General features: G+C 40.2%; 15 protein-coding genes and 1 pseudogene. 12 read left to right on the forward strand and 4 right to left on the reverse strand.

All coding sequences use genetic code 11. From position 1 onward, the window contains the following. Positions 1-123 precede the first annotated feature (123 nt). Positions 124-1,362 carry a DEAD/DEAH box helicase gene (locus tag AC2IOM_RS15640; protein WP_486360340.1) on the reverse strand — a complete coding sequence of 413 codons (1,239 nt, stop codon included), beginning with the start codon at positions 1,360-1,362 and terminating at the stop codon, positions 124-126. 202 nt (positions 1,363-1,564) lie between these two features. Here AC2IOM_RS15640 and AC2IOM_RS15645 point away from each other — a divergent pair, with 202 nt between their 5' ends. The 5 genes and pseudogenes from AC2IOM_RS15645 (at position 1,565) to nhaD (ending at position 8,987) form a co-directional block, all read left to right on the forward strand. After that, positions 1,565-2,101 (forward strand): hypothetical protein, encoded by a 537-nt coding sequence (locus AC2IOM_RS15645; protein WP_486360341.1) that lies wholly within the window; start codon positions 1,565-1,567, stop codon positions 2,099-2,101. Between the two features lie 14 nt (positions 2,102-2,115). Beyond that, positions 2,116-3,192: pseudogene (locus tag AC2IOM_RS15650) on the forward strand (MBL fold metallo-hydrolase). Positions 3,193-3,260: 68 nt separating this feature from the next. Further along, a complete protein-coding gene (locus AC2IOM_RS15655) occupies positions 3,261-4,961 on the forward strand; it encodes a sensor domain-containing diguanylate cyclase (protein WP_486360342.1) in 1,701 nt (566 codons plus the stop codon). Between the two features lie 147 nt (positions 4,962-5,108). After that, the gene (locus AC2IOM_RS15660; RefSeq protein ID WP_486360343.1) at positions 5,109-7,205 is read left to right on the forward strand and encodes a M13 family metallopeptidase; all 2,097 of its coding nucleotides are present in this window, start codon (positions 5,109-5,111) and stop codon (positions 7,203-7,205) included. A 369-nt stretch (positions 7,206-7,574) separates the two neighbouring features. Beyond that, on the forward strand, positions 7,575-8,987 hold the full coding sequence (gene nhaD, locus AC2IOM_RS15665) for a sodium:proton antiporter NhaD (RefSeq protein ID WP_100915884.1): 1,413 nt from the start codon (positions 7,575-7,577) through the stop codon (positions 8,985-8,987). A gap of 35 nt (positions 8,988-9,022) precedes the next feature. On the opposite strand, the gene AC2IOM_RS15670 is transcribed toward nhaD, so the two are convergent. Then, positions 9,023-9,919: a LysR family transcriptional regulator gene (locus AC2IOM_RS15670; protein ID WP_486360344.1), complete on the reverse strand. Its 897-nt coding sequence runs from the start codon at positions 9,917-9,919 to the stop codon at positions 9,023-9,025. Positions 9,920-10,032: 113 nt separating this feature from the next. Here AC2IOM_RS15670 and AC2IOM_RS15675 point away from each other — a divergent pair, with 113 nt between their 5' ends. Then, entirely contained in the window at positions 10,033-10,722 is a 690-nt protein-coding gene (locus tag AC2IOM_RS15675; protein ID WP_486360345.1) for a pirin family protein, read from the forward strand. Here AC2IOM_RS15675 and AC2IOM_RS15680 read toward each other — a convergent pair whose 3' ends face one another. Together AC2IOM_RS15680 and yegD are read right to left on the reverse strand one after the other, a co-directional pair. Then, entirely contained in the window at positions 10,723-11,058 is a 336-nt protein-coding gene (locus AC2IOM_RS15680; protein ID WP_486360346.1) for a hypothetical protein, read from the reverse strand. A 225-nt stretch (positions 11,059-11,283) separates the two neighbouring features. Further along, positions 11,284-12,648 (reverse strand): molecular chaperone, encoded by a 1,365-nt coding sequence (gene yegD, locus AC2IOM_RS15685; protein WP_486360347.1) that lies wholly within the window; start codon positions 12,646-12,648, stop codon positions 11,284-11,286. Between the two features lie 333 nt (positions 12,649-12,981). Between yegD and AC2IOM_RS15690 the strand changes: the two genes are divergently transcribed. The 6 genes from AC2IOM_RS15690 (at position 12,982) to AC2IOM_RS15715 (ending at position 16,748) form a co-directional block, all read left to right on the forward strand. Next, positions 12,982-13,872, forward strand: a complete 891-nt coding sequence (locus tag AC2IOM_RS15690; protein ID WP_486360348.1) for an endonuclease/exonuclease/phosphatase family protein — start codon at positions 12,982-12,984, stop codon at positions 13,870-13,872. Between the two features lie 62 nt (positions 13,873-13,934). After that, complete coding sequence (locus AC2IOM_RS15695; protein ID WP_084616604.1) at positions 13,935-14,090, forward strand: DUF2986 domain-containing protein; 156 nt, start codon at positions 13,935-13,937, stop codon at positions 14,088-14,090. 302 nt (positions 14,091-14,392) lie between these two features. Next, positions 14,393-15,124 carry a substrate-binding periplasmic protein gene (locus tag AC2IOM_RS15700; protein WP_100915886.1) on the forward strand — a complete coding sequence of 244 codons (732 nt, stop codon included), beginning with the start codon at positions 14,393-14,395 and terminating at the stop codon, positions 15,122-15,124. 159 nt (positions 15,125-15,283) lie between these two features. Continuing rightward, the gene (locus AC2IOM_RS15705) at positions 15,284-15,457 is read left to right on the forward strand and encodes a hypothetical protein (RefSeq protein WP_158683559.1); all 174 of its coding nucleotides are present in this window, start codon (positions 15,284-15,286) and stop codon (positions 15,455-15,457) included. A gap of 33 nt (positions 15,458-15,490) precedes the next feature. Then, positions 15,491-15,802, forward strand: a complete 312-nt coding sequence (locus AC2IOM_RS15710; protein ID WP_486360349.1) for a hypothetical protein — start codon at positions 15,491-15,493, stop codon at positions 15,800-15,802. Between the two features lie 19 nt (positions 15,803-15,821). Further along, positions 15,822-16,748 carry a hypothetical protein gene (locus AC2IOM_RS15715; RefSeq protein WP_486360350.1) on the forward strand — a complete coding sequence of 309 codons (927 nt, stop codon included), beginning with the start codon at positions 15,822-15,824 and terminating at the stop codon, positions 16,746-16,748. Positions 16,749-16,836 lie beyond the last annotated feature (88 nt).

A 16,836-nucleotide genomic window follows, 5' to 3' on the forward strand; every position in this document is an offset into this window, starting at 1 on the left:
TAAATTGGTTATCTATTCGTAACGGATTACCAAGGCAAACAAAAAAGCGCGTAAAACGCGCTTTTAGATAAATTACTAATCGTTATTAACGACCAATAAATTTAGAAACAAACACGTGCACCGTTAATTTTTTTTACGGCGACGATTACTGCGTTGACCTAAAATACGCTTTTTATCTCGCTGTTTGCGAGATTTTGTTGTGTTTTTTCTATTGTCTTTTGGCTCTCGGGTTAAATCCGGCTCAAATCCCGTTAACCATTGTGGGGTTAAACGTTCATCCAGTAATACTTCAATTTCTTCCAACAACCAATTTTCGTCTAGGCTTACCAGTGAAATTGCAGTTCCTGCTTTACCTGCACGCCCAGTTCTCCCAATGCGGTGTACGTAATCCTCTGCGATATACGGCAACTCAGCATTAATCACATAATCCAAACTCGGAATATCGATGCCACGCGCCGCAACGTCGGTTGCCACTAAAACACGTAACTCACCGGCGCGAAACTGCTCTAGCGCTTTATTTCGTGCGCCTTGAGATTTGTCGCCATGAATAGCCGTGGTTGGTAAACCGTCTTTATTGAGTTCTTTCGCAAGTTCATCGGCATAATTCTTGGTACGCGTAAACACCAACACTTGGTGCCAGTTGTTTTTTCCTATGGTGTAAGCGATTAACTCGCGCTTTCGTTCATCGTCTACAGCATAAAATAATTGCTCAACTTTGGTTGCTGCGGTGTTAGGCGCATCTACCCCTACGCGTTTTGGCTCATTTAGCCACTGCGATACATTATTGAGTACTTGCTCATCAACCGTTGCCGAGAATAGCAAGGTTTGTCGTGTTAGTGGCACATGACGCATTATGCGCTTAATTTCACCCATAAACCCCATATCCAGCATGCGATCTGCTTCATCGAACACTAAATACGCTAAATCTGACAACGAAAGCGTGCCTTTAATCAAATGGTCGAGCAAACGGCCGGGCGTTGCTACAACAATTTGCGCGCCTTGTTTAAGTTGTTTTTCTTGTGGTCCAATATTTGCGCCACCATACAAACACGCAACGTTCAATCCGCAGTTTTCACTGTACTGAGTACTCGCCTTTGCAACTTGTTGCGCAAGCTCTCGTGTTGGCACTAAGATTAAGGCACTTACCGTATTCGATATCGGCTGACGTGATAACAACTTATCGATAATGGGTAACATAAACGCTGCCGTTTTACCGGTTCCTGTTTGCGCGTGCGCAATGATATCGTGGCCGGCCATAATCTCTGGAATAGCCAATGATTGAATAGGCGTGGCCGTATGGTAATCCAATCGCGTTAAGGTCTCGGACAAGTGAGAATTTAGGTTAAATGCTGAAAATGACATGAGGTTACAAGTGAAAAGCACATGCGAAGAATTATACCATTAATCGTTGTGAAAAAAGCTAACTCACTGGCCTATTTGCCCAAAATCTAACAAAAAAGCTAACATACACATATCACCTGAAATTTAAGCCACTGATTTTCAATAACTTTCGTTTTGGCTTAATTGTTGCCATAGTTAATAAAAACACCAAACGAGAATTCCTATGATAAAAAATAAATTTCTATGGTGCGTTACTGTGTTAGTAGCATTGTTACAAGCTGCTGTTTTGTGCTGGCATTACTTTAATCCTAAGATTGTATTTATTGGTGTATTGGATGCGCCTTACCTACTTGATGTGCCATCTTGGTTTTCACTGATTATCATGCCTATTTTTTCATTGTGCTGTTTGCTTTTAATGCGAAAACGCCTTCAAAGTACGACTGTGAATCGTGGTAAAGCAACCACCTACGCACTAATCGGATTTGTATTTTCATTTAACTATGGTGCAACACTTGCGGGCAGTTACTATTGGGCAATGGAGTTATACACTGTAATGTTAATTATTGGCATCGCTGTGATTGCGTGTATCGTAAAATCATATCGTGCGGAATGTGTTTTTGGTTTTGCCTTGAGCCTTAGTTTTGTAATTGGCGCACTTCAAGCCTTGGTATTAGCATTAGTGACTGCCACAGTGTGCTGGCTGCTTTACAAATGCCGCAAACTGCCATTACACTTCGCCCGAGATAATTCATTTACATAATCATAAAAATATTAATGAGTTCTAGGTATAAATTGACGATCTGCGCTGTGATTTCGCTGCTCGCAGGTTGTGCATCAAACAAGATCACAACAATAAATAACCTTAACGCAGACGGAGCAAGCCTAAAGCAAGGGCGCTATATCAATCGCTACCCCGGTAATAAAACATACCCCTATAGCTGTGAAGAAAATTGCTACCCTCCTACTGACGACATTCACTGCGAAAGTGATATGGAGCAGTGCCAATACAGAGGTAAAAACCCAAAACTAACAACACACTCAGGCTATCAAATTCACTGGCTTGGTCATGCAAGCTTTGAAGTTAAAACGCCATCCGGCAAGCGATTTTTATTTGATCCGGTATTTGATGAATTTGATTGGCCTGTAAATTGGGCGTTTCAGATGGCGAATGGCTTTGAGCGTCAATCACCCAAAAGCAAAGTGCAAAACCTAAGCGATGTCGACGCAGTGTTATATTCCCACTTACATTATGATCATTTTAATAAGCACGATATTGCGTTAATTGGCAACAAACCAAAATATTTGGTGCCGCTAAATTTTGCCAAGCACTTTGACCGCAACCACTACACCATTCACGAAATGGATTGGTTTACAACGCATCTCGTTGCACAAACCAAAATCCACTTTGTGCCTGCCCATCATTTTAATAGTCGAATTTGGGTGCCCTTTTTATACAATGACGATAATCAGGCACTGTGGGGCGGTTGGGTGTTAGAAGAAAACGGCAAAACTTTATTTTTTGCTGGCGACACCGATTATTCAGATCATTTTAAAGATATTCAACGTCAATATGGTGATATCGACGTGTGCTTACTGCCAATCGCATCTTACTTTCACTAAGAGTACGAAGCTTGGTATCGCTATGTACATACACGACCAGAAGACGCTATTGCGGCGGCAAACGATCTTAACTGCAAAGTGACCATTCCTTGGGGTTATGGCAATGCTAGCTGGCAAATGGGCGACCACAGTTCTCACTCCGCGCTTTTTAGGCTGTTACACACCTTGAAAATCATTGAAACAGACAGTCAATTTTATATTATGAACGAAGGCGAAAGGTTGTTTTTGTAACACTCACTGCTGTAATAAAGTGTGTTAGCTTTTTGGTTTGTTTAACGGTATAAATACTAAAAAAGAAGATGCCTTTAGCTGCCATGTTGGTATTTTTACTATTATTTTTTAGTGTTTCAGCAAATGCCCAAATTACAGTAAACCAAGATCAAATTGCATTAACGCAATTTGATACGCATTATTATATTGATGAATCTCGTACGCAAAGTATCGCTGATATACTAAATGCGCCGTTTTCCAGTGCAACCAACCGCCTTACCCTAGGTACAAATGCAAAAACAACTTGGGTTCGATTTGCTTTGCACAACTCATCGGCTCTAAAAAAACCACTGTTTTTGCATGTGCCAGAGGCTTACCATACCGAGCAGTTAAGCCTCTATCTGATTAGTGACAGCAACACACAAATACGCCATTCGATTGACCTAGAAAACAATCAAGCTCATGAAATGTTATATGGTGGAACCGCAGTGTTTCCTTTAATACTTTTACCTAACGAGCGGTATCAGGTTTACTTAAAAAGTGATGTATTTTCACACCAATGGTTTACGCTTGCCATATACGATGAAACACAATCTAAACATGCCCTTGTAAGCGAAAATTATGATATTGCCATCATGGTCGGCATGCTGTTGGCGCTGATGTTTTACAACGTCATATTGTTTTTATCATCACGTAAAAAAGAAAATATTTTCTATGCGCTGTATTTAGTCTCGGGTACAACGTGGATTGCCCTTTCCTATGGTTTTTTAGCAACCTTATTTGGCATTTACGGCAAATCCATGATGCATCTGCACCTTTCACTACTTACCATGCCAAGCTTTCTGATCCTATTTATGATCAGTATTTTTGAAACCAAACGCCTGTACCCGACTGAGCACAAAGCACTTATGTTTGTTTTACTGCTACTGGTATCTGATTTAGTGTTTGGCGTATTTGATATTATTGCAGCATTAAAACCAGCAAGCACATTAGCCGCAATAATGATTGTAGTGACATTAAGTGTCAGCCTCTCAATTCTAAAAAAAGGGAATCCGTTGGCAAAATACTTCTTATTTGGTCACGGTTTGTTTTTCACTTTTAACCTATTAGCAATCGGCTATTATAAAGGCCTATTACCAAATACTTATGTGACAAGTCACGGTGTCGGCATCGGCATTATGCTCGAATCATTTATGTTAGCGTTTATTATTTCGTACCGTATTCGTGTGTTAGAGCGCATAGAAAAGCAACAGGCGGCGCTGCAAGTGCAAGCAAACACCGACCCGCTAACGCAACTTTATAATCGTCGTTACTTTGACCAAGCTACCGAAGCGGTATTAGCGGACGATAAGCAAACCGGTCCTACAAGTATTGCCATCGCTGATATTGATTTTTTTAAGAAGTTTAACGACAAATACGGACACCAAGTAGGCGATGAAGTACTTGTGGTTTTTGCCGATATATTGCAAAAATTCACGCCCGATAATGCCATCGTCGCGCGACTTGGCGGTGAAGAATTTATCATTGCCCTGCCTAATCACAGCGAGAACCAAGCATTTGCCTTAATTGATAAAGTACGCAAGCAAATCGAAAACACCACCATTAGCTCGCATACTCATGATGCCTTATCAATAACGGCAAGCTTTGGTGTGTGTGAAATTGAGTCATTACTGAAACCAGCCATTATTAATGCTGACAAAGCACTTTACCGTGCAAAAGAAAATGGGCGAAATCAAGTGATGCCTTTTAGCACGCTGAGCGAACCTAGATTATCGTTACAAACACAATAACTTAAGCAATAAAAACATATTTATTTACAAAACAGCGCGTTGTTAAACGTGTTCTATTTGCTATCTTGACGTATTTTCGTTAAAAACAAGCTAAGTTTTGCAGTTTTTAACGCAAAATAGAAATATTTAACGCTAAGGGAAATCTTAATGAAAAAATCAATTCTTGCAGTTGCACTTGCAACTGCGTTTCTTGGTGGTTGTGGTGACCAACAAGCTGATACCGCTAAAGTAGAAAAAGAACAACAAGCGAAAGCACCTGTAGCCACAAAAACAGCAGCACAAACTAAAGCAGAGCTTGGCAGCTTTGGTGTTGACCTGACTGCTCGTAATTTAGATGTGAAACCAGGTGACGACTTCTTTATGTACGCAAGTGGTACATGGTACGACAACTATGTAATGCCAGCGGATAAAACGCGCTTTGGTGCATTTACTGCGCTAGCTGAACGCAGTGAAAAACAAGTTAAAGAAATCATCGACGATATCACAAGTCGTAAAGACCTAAACGCAGAAGAGCAAATGATTGCTGATTTCTACAATGCGTATATGGATGTTGAAACAATCAACAAAAAAGGCATTACGCCAATCCAAGGTTTACTTGATGAAATTGGTTCAGTTAAAAACACGGATGACTTAACGCGTATCTTTGGTAATGCATGGCTAACAAGTGTGTCATCACCGATTGGCGGTGGCATGTGGTTTAACCGTTTAGACCCGAATCAATATGAAATGTCGATGGGCGCTGACGGTTTAGGTTTACCAGATCGTTCATATTACCTTGAAGACAGTGAGCGTTTTGCTAAGACACGTGACGCATATGTTGCGCACATTGCAAGTGCACTTAAATTTGCCGGCGTTGACAACACCGAAGAACGTGCAAAAGCAATTTTAGCGCTTGAAACTAAAATTGCCGAGGGTCATTGGCCACGTGAAAAGCGTCGTAATCGCGATTTAACATTAAACCAAATTAAGCGCACAGACCTTGCAAAAGAATACCCTGGCTTTAACTGGGACCTGTATTTTGAGCAAACTGGTTATAAAGTACCGCAGCTAAATATGGCGCAGCCAGAACCAATCAAAGCCATGATTTCACTGATTAACGGTGAAGACATTAACGTTTGGAAAGATTACCTAACGTTTCATGCGATCCGTGGTAATGCAAGCCTACTTTCTGAAGAAATCTATGCAAATAATTTCGAATTCTTCGGTAAAGAATTAAGTGGTCAACAAGAACCGCGTCCACGTTGGAAGCGTGCAATTGGTGCAATGTCTGGCACTGAATCAATGGGCTTTGCAATTGGTAAAGTATACGTAAAACGTTACTTCCCAGAGTCATCAAAAGCACAAATGGCTGAGCTTGTAGAAAACCTTCGTACTGCACTTGGTGAGCGTATCGATGGTTTAGACTGGATGGGCGCTGAAACTAAGGTTAACGCAAAAGCGAAACTAGCTGCGTTTAATCCTAAAATTGGTTACCCAGATGTATGGCAGGAATTCGACGGCCTGAAAATCGCAAAAGATGATTTAATGGGTAATGTGCGTAACACGCGTCAATTCTTCCGTGCAGAAAGTGCAGCAAAAGAGCTAGAAAAAACAGATCGTAATCGTTGGGGCATGACACCACAGCGCGTAAATGCATACTACAACAGCTCGTTTAATGAGATTGTATTCCCAGCTGCGATCTTACAGCCGCCATTCTTTGATCCAAACGCTGACGCGGCCGTTAACTATGGTGCGATTGGTGCGGTAATTGGTCACGAAATGGGTCACGGTTTTGATGATCAGGGTTCGAAATCTGACGCTAACGGTATTCAACGTAACTGGTGGACTGATTCAGACCGTTCTGCCTTTGAAGCAAAAGCAGACAAATTAGCTGAGCAGTACAGCAAGTACGAACCAATTCCAGATAACTTTGTAAACGGTCGTAACAGCTTAGGTGAAAACATCGGTGATGTGGGCGGCCTTGCAATGGCTTATCACGCGTATAAATTAAGCCTTAACGGTAAAGAAGCCGAAGTAATTGATGGCTTAACAGGCGATCAGCGTTTCTTCTTAGCGTGGGCACAAGTGTGGAAAGAAAAACGCACTGAGCAAAGCATGCTAAACCAATTACGCGCGGGTACTCACGCACCAGGTCGTTTCCGTGCACTTGCGCCACGTAACCATGATGCTTGGTACAAAGCGTTTGACGTAAAAGAAGGTGATGCACTTTACCTTAAACCAGAAGAGCGTGTTCGCATCTGGTAATCAAAATAGTACGTTTAAAAGCCCGGCTTAAGCTGGGCTTTTTTGTTAACACCACATGTTAATTTAACAAATGGCTGGATACTCTCATTTTACTTTATTCTAAACCGCCTTTATCACCTTTATTTTTGTATATGGCGTAATCACTTAGCATTAAACGCTCGTCTACTTAGCGTGGCACTCATAAATCACACATTCTTTTGATCTATTTCCGCTATTTGTCAATATTTTAGCCACTTAGACCTCTGTACTATGCAACTTGTTAAATATTTGTGTTAATGTTCGCGCGCTTTTTAACAAACGCTGTAATTTTAATACAAGGCTTCACTCATGAATAACAAGCTGTTTTTGTGTCTACTGTTATTCAGCTTTATGCTGTTTACTCCGACTTCAATGGCCGCCTCCACGGTAGGCTCTCCTCTTGATTTAACTGCGAGCACGCTGGGCTACATCTGTATCGCAATTTTCGTTTTAGCATACGCATTTGTGATGCTTGAAGAAAAATTACATATGCGTAAGTCCAAGCCAGTATTGGTTGCCGCAGGTTTGATTTGGATTTTAATTGGTAGTTATTACGTAAATAATAACTTGCCAGGGATCACAGAAGCTGCGTTTAGACACAACTTGCTAGAATTTGCCGAGTTAATGTTGTTCCTATTAGTTGCCATGACCTACATTAATGCACTTGAAGAACGTAGAGTATTTGATGCATTGCGCGCATGGATGATCCGTAAAGGCTTTAGTTATCCTGTGCTATTTTGGTTAACTGGTTGGTTATCATTCTTTATCTCACCAATTGCAGACAACTTAACCACCGCACTACTCATGTGTGCTGTGGTAATGAAAGTGGCTGAAGGCGACAAGAAGTTTATTAATTTGTGCTGTATTAACATTGTTATTGCAGCTAATGCGGGTGGCGCATTTAGTCCATTTGGCGATATTACAACACTTATGGTGTGGCAAGCAGGCAAAGTCGAATTCCTTGAATTCTTTGCGTTATTCTTACCGTCAGTAGTTAATTATCTTGTACCAGCTGCGATTATGAGCTTCTTTGTTGAGCGTAAACAGCCAGCTGCAGCGCAAGTAGATGTTGAACTAAAGCGCGGTGCAATACGCATCTTATGCCTATTTTTACTTACCGTAACCACAGCTGTATTGTGTCATAGCCTACTTCACTTACCACCAGTACTTGGCATGATGATGGGTCTAGGTTATTTACAATTCTTTGGTTATTTCCTGCGTATGACATTACCAGGCTCTCTTGCACGTAAAAAGGCGCTTGCTGAAAGTAAAGGCGATGAAAGACGCTTAAAATCATTGGGTAGCGTAGTACCGTTTGATGTATTTGCTAAAGTATCACGCGCAGAATGGGACACCTTATTATTCTTCTACGGCATCGTAGTGTGTGTTGGCGGTCTTGGTTTCTTGGGCTATTTAACATTAATGTCTGAAGCGCTATACGGCGGTATGTCAGCAACGACGGCAAACGTATTACTGGGGATGATTTCTGCGGTTATCGATAACATTCCAGTCATGTTTGCGGTACTTGCCATGTCGCCTGAATTATCACATGGTCAGTGGTTATTAATTACGCTTACAGCAGGCGTGGGCGGTAGCTTGTTATCAATTGGTTCTGCGGCGGGTGTGGCATTAATGGGTCAAGCGCGTGGTTACTATACCTTCTTTGGTCATTTAAAATGGGCACCGGTGATTGCGCTTGGTTATGCCGCAAGTATTTTGGTGCATTTATGGGTTAACTCTGAGTTATTTACCATTTACACCTAACACACATTAAGGGAAGCAAATGCTTCCCTTTTTTACTAGCACGCTAATTTTTCACTAAATACACTTTCTAAAAGCTGCAGTAATATTTTTATTTTTGGTAAGTTTATACGGTTTCTAGGATAAATCGCGTACATATCTGACGGCGTCAATTGCCAATTTGGTAATACCTTAACCAAACGCCCAGAGTTTACATCATCTTGACACATATAATTGGGTAAGGCGGTTATACCTAGCCCGTCAATACACGCTTGCTTAATCACACTAAAGTCATCAACAACCAGTTTGGGCGAAAAACTAACTTCCTGTGCTTGACGTTGGTTTAATAGCGTAATGCCCGACACGCTAATACTGCTGCTCATTACAAGCCAATTTAGTGTGTCTAGAGATTTAATCTCGGGTTTAGTTGCTAACGCGTTTAAGTATTTTGGGCTTGCGTACAACCCTCGAGTCGCGCAGCCTAACTTTTTAGCTATTAAGTTCGAATCCTCAAGCTTGCCAATGCGCACTAACATATCAAATCCACCTTCAACTAAGTCGACACGTTGATTAGTTAAATTAAGTTGCAATGAAAGCTCGGGATATTGAGATAAAAATTCAGTGATCTTGGGCTTTAAAATCTCTTGACCAATCGACACAGATGCGCCGATTTTTATTTCACCCGAAACTGTATTTCGTGCCTTATCAATAACCGCATTGGCTAGTGCTGCTTCTTCATAAATACGTTTGCAGTGCGCTATATAGTGCTTGCCCGCTTCTGTTAATTTTTGCGAACGCGTGGTTCTTTCAAGTAAGGTAATACCTAACGTTGACTCTAGTTTTGCTATTTTTCGACTGACGTTAGCTTTTGGCATTGCTAACCTTTGTGCTGCTGCGGTAAAGCTACCGCTTTCTACCACCGCAAGGAACACCATCATGTCATTTAAGTTAAGCATTGATTCTAATTGTTGTTGAAAATGAATTTATCTTAATCATAAATAGGCATTTTTAAAACAATAATTTCACTCTACTATGTGTCTATCAAAGTAGAAAATGAATAGGAAATACAATGCAAGTATTAACACGTAATGAATTACCACTTGGAGGTTTTGCTGGTTTAGTTGAACACCGTTTTGTCACGGATAGTCGATTATTCGGTTCACGTAAATCACCGTTAACTTTCGAAGGATTGGGTCAATTTGTTTATTTGGCTGATGCCAAATTTAACCCATTTGGTGAAACCACAATGCACCCTCATAAAGAGATAGACGTCATCACTATCATGCTTGATGGGCAAGTCACCCACGAAGGTTCATTAGAGCACGGTAAAAATCTGAAAGCGGGTGATGCGCAAGTACAGCGCGCTGGTGGTGAAGGCTTTTCACACAATGAAATAAACCCAAATTCGTCAACTAATCGTTTATTGCAATTATGGGCGTTGCCAGACACATTAGGCGAACCCGCAGCGTATAAATACTATAAAACAGACAAACAAGGCATTACACATATTTACGGCGGTGATAAAACTCAAAACGCTACGTTTGATAGTAAAACCCATATTTACATCGTTAAACTCGCCGCTGGCGAAAGCTACCGTGCAGATACAGAAACATTAGCATATTTCTATAAGGGTAACCTTGATGTTGAAACTACAGAGCGACAAATAATGGCAACTGATGGCACACTAGTACGTACTAAACACGCGACCTTTAGCGCACTAACACCGAGCGAGTTTGTAGTAATAAATCACGTAGAATAGTTAAAACGCCAATGCCAGTAGCGGCACATTTGACACAAACACAATTGCCGATGTAAGTGTTAACACTTTAATTTGCGTTGAAAGCATTCTCATTGAAGGAAAAAGCAAGGTCGTTGCTACTGCCACAAACGGTAAACCAAATGTGGTACCAAGAATAAACGCAATTTGCTTGCTGGGAACATCAAATGCACCATGGTTTATTGTGGCGTAATGAGCAAGATACGCATTTGCGATAATTAACACGGTTAATAACAACACCATTACCCAATCGAGCTTACGTTGAAAGGTGGGGTTAACCAACGAGTGTGACGTATTGGTTTGTGCTGACGTATTCATAAGTCATCCTTGATAAGTTAGGTAGCGACTGGCTTAATATTGCGCGACTCCATTTGCAATAATTTAATATAAGCAAAGGGTGTACCTAATTTCAAGGAAATACGTCACTTAAAACATAATGCGTTATTGTGTTTATAAGTACGCCGTGTTGTGTCGCTTTTGCATTAGCGCAACAAATCCTTATGCAACGCTAATTTTAAGCTGATTAACCTTTTTAAAACCGGGTTATTTAAAGATTTTATTCGCCCACTTCGTTAAACCAGCAGTTACACTACCAAAGTTGTCACCATTTAACATTGGGATATCACCCAAAGCCTGTTGTAATGCCTGTTTGAGTAATGGCGATTGTGCACTGCCGCCAGTAAGATAAATCACATCTGGGCGGGTACCGGCAGCACAAATTGCGTCGTTCGCAAGGTTCACCATTTGCTTTAAACTGTCATTAATCGCATCGCTCAAATCATGATGTTCAATTAACTGCATAAGATCAGATTCAACAAACGAAAGATCTGCATGATGCGTGCTCTGTTCCGATAAACCAATTTTCGCCAACTCCCCTTGCCTAACGACTTGATGAGATTGTTTATTCTCAAGCACTTTAATTAAACGCGAAAGTAAATTTGGCTGCTCTACATCACGCAATAAACGCGTTAATTCGCGATGATTTGTATCGCTGTAAAACTCACTTTGCAAATGAATATCGTTGATTTTACACGCTTGCCAATAAAGTGGATGTGGCATAGGTAAACCCGATTTCATTTGTGTTCCTAAACCAAATTGCGGCATCAATTTATGAAAACTCAGGGCGATGTCTAAATCGTTTCCGCCAATACGTTTACCTGTATGCGAAAGAAAGTCGTTGCTGCGATCATGGTTTTCGCGAAACGATGGACCCATTTGCACGAATGAGCAATCCGACGTACCACCGCCAATATCAACCACCAACACTTTAGTATTTTCAGTGAGGGAGGTTTCAAAGTCGATACCAGCAGCCAGTGGCTCATACAAGAATTCTACGTGTTTAAACCCTGCTCGCAGTGCTGCCTTGGTTAATATACTAATCGCTTGTTGATTGCTTTCTTCTCCGCCAACGGCTTGAAAGTTAACTGGGCGACCAATTACCGTATGCGATAAACTATGTTTTAAATGGTTTTCGGCGCGGGTTTTGATTGCCATAATCATGGCTGTAGCAATGTCTTCAAAAAATGCAATTTGCTCAGGTTTTAATCCGGTTGCACCGAAAAATGATTTAGGAGATTTAACGTAAAAGCCTTCTTCGGGGAATTCTATGTACTCATCGATGGCTTCTCGCCCAATGTAAATTCCGCTTTCATTATTTGCTAAATCAAGATCGCTGCGAATAGCAGGAATACCCGCCAAGAGTCCTTTACGTTGACTAACGTAGGTGTCAGCCAGATCGCCCTTAGCTAAATTTTTAGCAACATAGTCAACAATTAAACTGTTGTGCTGTGCATATAAAGTCGATGGTAAATACGGTTTGCCATTCTCTAGCGGTACAAGCTTAGGAACACCTTGCTCTAAAACACCCATAGCGCAATTTGAACTACCATAATCAAAACCAACAATCATCGCATACTCCTAAGCAAAAAAAGGTCGCGCAGAGTAGCACAGAGCGTTAGCAAGTACCATGGTTTTTAAAGTTGATTGTGCATCATCCAATAAAAGCCGCTCTAGTGAGTTAAATAAGACGTTAGTTTTAAACATGTGCTTATTTCTTAATACATTTAAATAGTGAACGTATCACTTAAAACTCGATTATACTGCAAATAACAAGTTGAAAATGCTTACTATACTATTAGTTAAATGACTAAAAAGAGTTAAGCTACTTGTCCTTACGCAATCATGGTTAAATATTTACTACTTATAATTATCAGCGTTGCCTTCACGTTGGCGCTAGTTGCAATGTCGTCGCTTTCAGCCACTTATTATTGGCTTGATTTAGTGACAAGTTTTATTCCACACCTATTGATGCTGAGCTTTGGCTTATCGTTGATACTCATTTTTATAAAGCCAAAATTAGCATCTAGCATCGCTGTGATTACATTCACCACACTGTTATTAAATCTACCTATAAATCTTTCATTTAATTACTACAACGACCCCAGCATTACGGTAAACCAACTTAACCTTAATTATTACAACGCAGATATTGAAGGCGTTTACAACCTACTTGGCAACGAAGGTAGCGATATAACAGCTCTATTTGAAGTGAATGATACGGATCGCGCACGCTTTATCGCGCTGCGTGGAAATTACTTTGATTATGGCTCTGCCGAAATTGAAGGGTTTCCAGATGGTATCGGTGTCATTACTAAATTCCCAATTTTGCAACGTATCACTCACTCAGTTTTTGAAAACAGCGTACGGGGTGTTATTGTCGAACTGCATTTAGCCGTAGAACATCAAAAGTTGCGTGTATTTGCGCTGCACCCACCCTCGCCGCGTAATCAAAAATTGTGGCATAAACGCAATATGATGTTGTTGTACTTAACAAACCTATTAAACCAACCCCATGACATTAAACACACATTAGTATTAGGAGATTTTAATACCGGACCGTTGTCACAACACTTTATCCGTGTTGGGCGTTTCAACACTTGCTATCAATTAGCTGGCCATTATGCATCTTGGTCACCTGTTAAATTACCGCAGCCGTTATATTCGATTTTTGCACTTACCATTGACCACTGCTTACTAAGTGACTCACTATTACTCGATACATTAACCACCCAATATATCCCGGGTAGTGACCATGCTATGTTGAAATATAACATTGTATTACCAAAGCAATAAAAATACGTTGAGATATGGCAGACTATGCTAAACTCCGCGGCGATTTATTAAGTGAGAATACTATGAACCGCCGCAAAAAAATTTATGAAAAGCTGAAAAAGAAAGACAAGAAAGCAAACGAAAAGCTGAACAAAAATAATAAGCCAAAATACATCTCGAAAGCAGAGCGTGAAAAACTGGCACAAACGACACCTGACAACAATCAGTCAGAAGACTAGAGCGTAAAGTAAAACACGCTCTACATTGTTTATGTTGGGCGTTTTTAAACAGCAATAAAATAAAGTAACGCTCGTTTGCAGCAAAGCGTTAAACGCACCGAATACAGAAACAAAGAAGTAACACATTAAATAAGAATTTTGTCGGTTTATTTAGATTTAACTACGTTATATATTAATAACGGGAATAATAGTTAAATTATGCCGAACACTAAAAACGATTACTTGTTATATAATTGAATGTAAAAGCGTTTTTAACTGAAAGGTACGTTATTAAACACATAACGCATGGAGTGGGTACGAGTTTGTATCGAATAGCTATTTTTAATGTTTGTTTAATACTTTGCACGTTTTCGCTATATGTAGCGGCAAGCGCAAAGCTCAATGTGGTCACCGAAGAGTGGCGACCATATAATTATACAAACGAGCACGGTGAAGTGGTTGGTCGCGCGACTGAGCGCGTCAAAGCTATTCTAGACAGTATTAATATTGACTACCAAATTACGTCTTACCCGTGGGCGCGTTCTATGATTTTAACCGCTAACGACGAAAACACCCTTATTTATACCATTCTTAAAACAAAAGAGCGTGAAAACTTGTTTCAATGGGTTTGTCCGCTTATTGGCCCAGTTAAAGTTAACTTGTACAAGTTAGCGAAGCGCAAAGAAATAAATGTAACCACGCTTGAACACGCCAAGCGCTATGTTACATCCATCGAAAAAGGCGAATCTGATCATGAGTATTTGTTGGCAAATGGCTTCAAAAATGGCGTTAATCTTGATGTAACGAGCGATCCTTACGCAGGCGCACGAAAGTTTTTTGCTGGACGAGTAGATTTGGTATTACAAACAGAGTGGGAAATGTCAGAGAATCTGCGTCATTTTAATCATACCGAGTCTGAAATCGAAAAGTTGATTGAGGTAACTAAGGCCAGTGACGCCGAAGGATGCTTAGCGTTTAGTAATAAAACAGATAAAGCATTAGTAGAGAAAGTTAGAAATGCATTAAAAGCGTATAATCAAAAACACGGCTTATAATTGCAACTTAAACCAACAGCAACCCGCTTCCCGGCAATACACATTTGTTAACATTTATTGTGATGAGTTTATAGTAAAGTGCTTTTAGATTTGGTAAATATATCAATCATATAGAAAGCCCATAAAAGTATATTACTTTAACTTCAAAAGGATTTGACCTTGCAATACGTTGAAATTTTCACGCTCGTTCTGTTTGTTGTGCTCTTTAGCATTGGTTACAAAAAAAATAACCGCAATATGATGTTAACCGCCTCATTATGTTTGTTAATTGGTTTTGCTATCGAACCATTTGTAATCGGGTTTGAACAGGGCATAGCAGATGCGCGAAATTAAAAATTAACAGTATCACATTAAAAGGACATTCAAATGAGACTTAAACTGGCTCCCCTATTCGTAATCTTTCTGTTTTTTGTTACACACTCGATGAGTGCAAATGCACAAGACTGCTCTGTAAAACTCAGCGCGAAAGAACAAACGCGTTGTTTAGAACGAAAAATTGTTAAATTAGAAAAAGTGATTGAAACATTAAGCAAACAATCAAGTTTGCTGCCAAAAAATACGATTGTTGAACTTGATGCGACACAATGCCCACTTGGTTGGACTAAATATGAATCACATCAAAATAATGTAAACAGTCGTTCTGTCGCGCCAACAACCATTAAATGCAAAAAATCCTAGCGCATCCTAATTGGTGACTATGAAAGCATTTACTTATATCGCAATTTCTTTGTGCGCTGTGACTTCGCTTATTTTAATTTTAAACGGCGAAAACACAACGCAAGATATAACAAATACGTCGCTTAAAACGCAGCAGAACATCGAACGGTTTGAGCATGAAAAAATCACCGAACCTCAGCCTATTACTAACGCGTTACCCACACAATCAAAGCACACCAAGCAAGGCCATTTAATTGAAATTACCAAACCTCAATGGCGTTTTGATGATGGCATAAAGAGCCAGTTAAGCACATTAAAGTTACGTGCAAAATCGGGGGACGCTGAAGCGAGTTACCTTCTTGCCCGTAATTTTCGTTATTGTTTATTCGCACCGTTAAATGAGCAAATGTTTGAAGACAAGCTTGAGCAAACCTACCAATTAACAGACAGCACCGTGGCAATTGAGCGAATCGAGGAACAATATAGTTATTGCCAAGGGCTTGAATCAGAAAATTTAAATGCCTTTTACATCTACTTAGAAACTGCAGCAACTCAAGGATTTGTGCCTGCGCAGGAAACATTAGGGCACGTCACTGCTGAGTTTTACATGCAATCACAAGGCTATGCATCATTATCGCGCGATGATTATATTGCAACGCGCAATGCATTTACGACACAAAAACTTGCGCTGTTGGAGCAAGCGGGTAAAAAAGGCAGTATTGATGCATTAATTCAATTGTCGAATCTGCATCACTCACAAAACGCAGGGAAATTTGGTCATGTAAAGTCATTTGCTCTAAACCAATTGATCACCCAATTTACCAACAATGACGAAATTTATAATCGCTTCTCTAGGTTCGTTAATAGACAATACGATAAGCTCTCTGCTGAAGAGCATGATAAAGCGAGTGAACTGCTGGAGCAGTGGTCAACGGATATTTATAAAAACGGTACGCTCTATCATTAGCGTATTTTTATAAAATATAACGCTAAGCGAGTAGATATAAGGTTAGTGAAAACACTATTAAAATTAGCGCGTTATTTAAAGGTGTGTG

The sequence above is a fragment of the Pseudoalteromonas sp. NS-SX12 genome, assembly GCF_057367955.1.

Bases quoted from the DNA above. Each gene is read 5' to 3' on its own strand.
- AC2IOM_RS15695 (WP_084616604.1), top strand. From the start codon at position 13,935: ATGAACCGCCGCAAAAAAATTTATGAAAAGCTGAAAAAGAAAGACAAG.
- AC2IOM_RS15715 (WP_486360350.1), top strand. From the start codon at position 15,822: ATGAAAGCATTTACTTATATCGCAATTTCTTTGTGCGCTGTGACTTCG.
- AC2IOM_RS15710 (WP_486360349.1), top strand. From the start codon at position 15,491: ATGAGACTTAAACTGGCTCCCCTATTCGTAATCTTTCTGTTTTTTGTT.
- nhaD (WP_100915884.1), top strand. From the start codon at position 7,575: ATGCTGTTTACTCCGACTTCAATGGCCGCCTCCACGGTAGGCTCTCCT.
- AC2IOM_RS15675 (WP_486360345.1), top strand. From the start codon at position 10,033: ATGCAAGTATTAACACGTAATGAATTACCACTTGGAGGTTTTGCTGGT.
- AC2IOM_RS15660 (WP_486360343.1), top strand. From the start codon at position 5,109: ATGAAAAAATCAATTCTTGCAGTTGCACTTGCAACTGCGTTTCTTGGT.
- AC2IOM_RS15640 (WP_486360340.1), bottom strand. From the start codon at position 1,362: ATGTCATTTTCAGCATTTAACCTAAATTCTCACTTGTCCGAGACCTTA.
- AC2IOM_RS15690 (WP_486360348.1), top strand. From the start codon at position 12,982: ATGTCGTCGCTTTCAGCCACTTATTATTGGCTTGATTTAGTGACAAGT.
- AC2IOM_RS15670 (WP_486360344.1), bottom strand. From the start codon at position 9,919: ATGCTTAACTTAAATGACATGATGGTGTTCCTTGCGGTGGTAGAAAGC.
- AC2IOM_RS15680 (WP_486360346.1), bottom strand. From the start codon at position 11,058: ATGAATACGTCAGCACAAACCAATACGTCACACTCGTTGGTTAACCCC.
- AC2IOM_RS15655 (WP_486360342.1), top strand. From the start codon at position 3,261: ATGCCTTTAGCTGCCATGTTGGTATTTTTACTATTATTTTTTAGTGTT.
- yegD (WP_486360347.1), bottom strand. From the start codon at position 12,648: ATGATTGTTGGTTTTGATTATGGTAGTTCAAATTGCGCTATGGGTGTT.
- AC2IOM_RS15645 (WP_486360341.1), top strand. From the start codon at position 1,565: ATGATAAAAAATAAATTTCTATGGTGCGTTACTGTGTTAGTAGCATTG.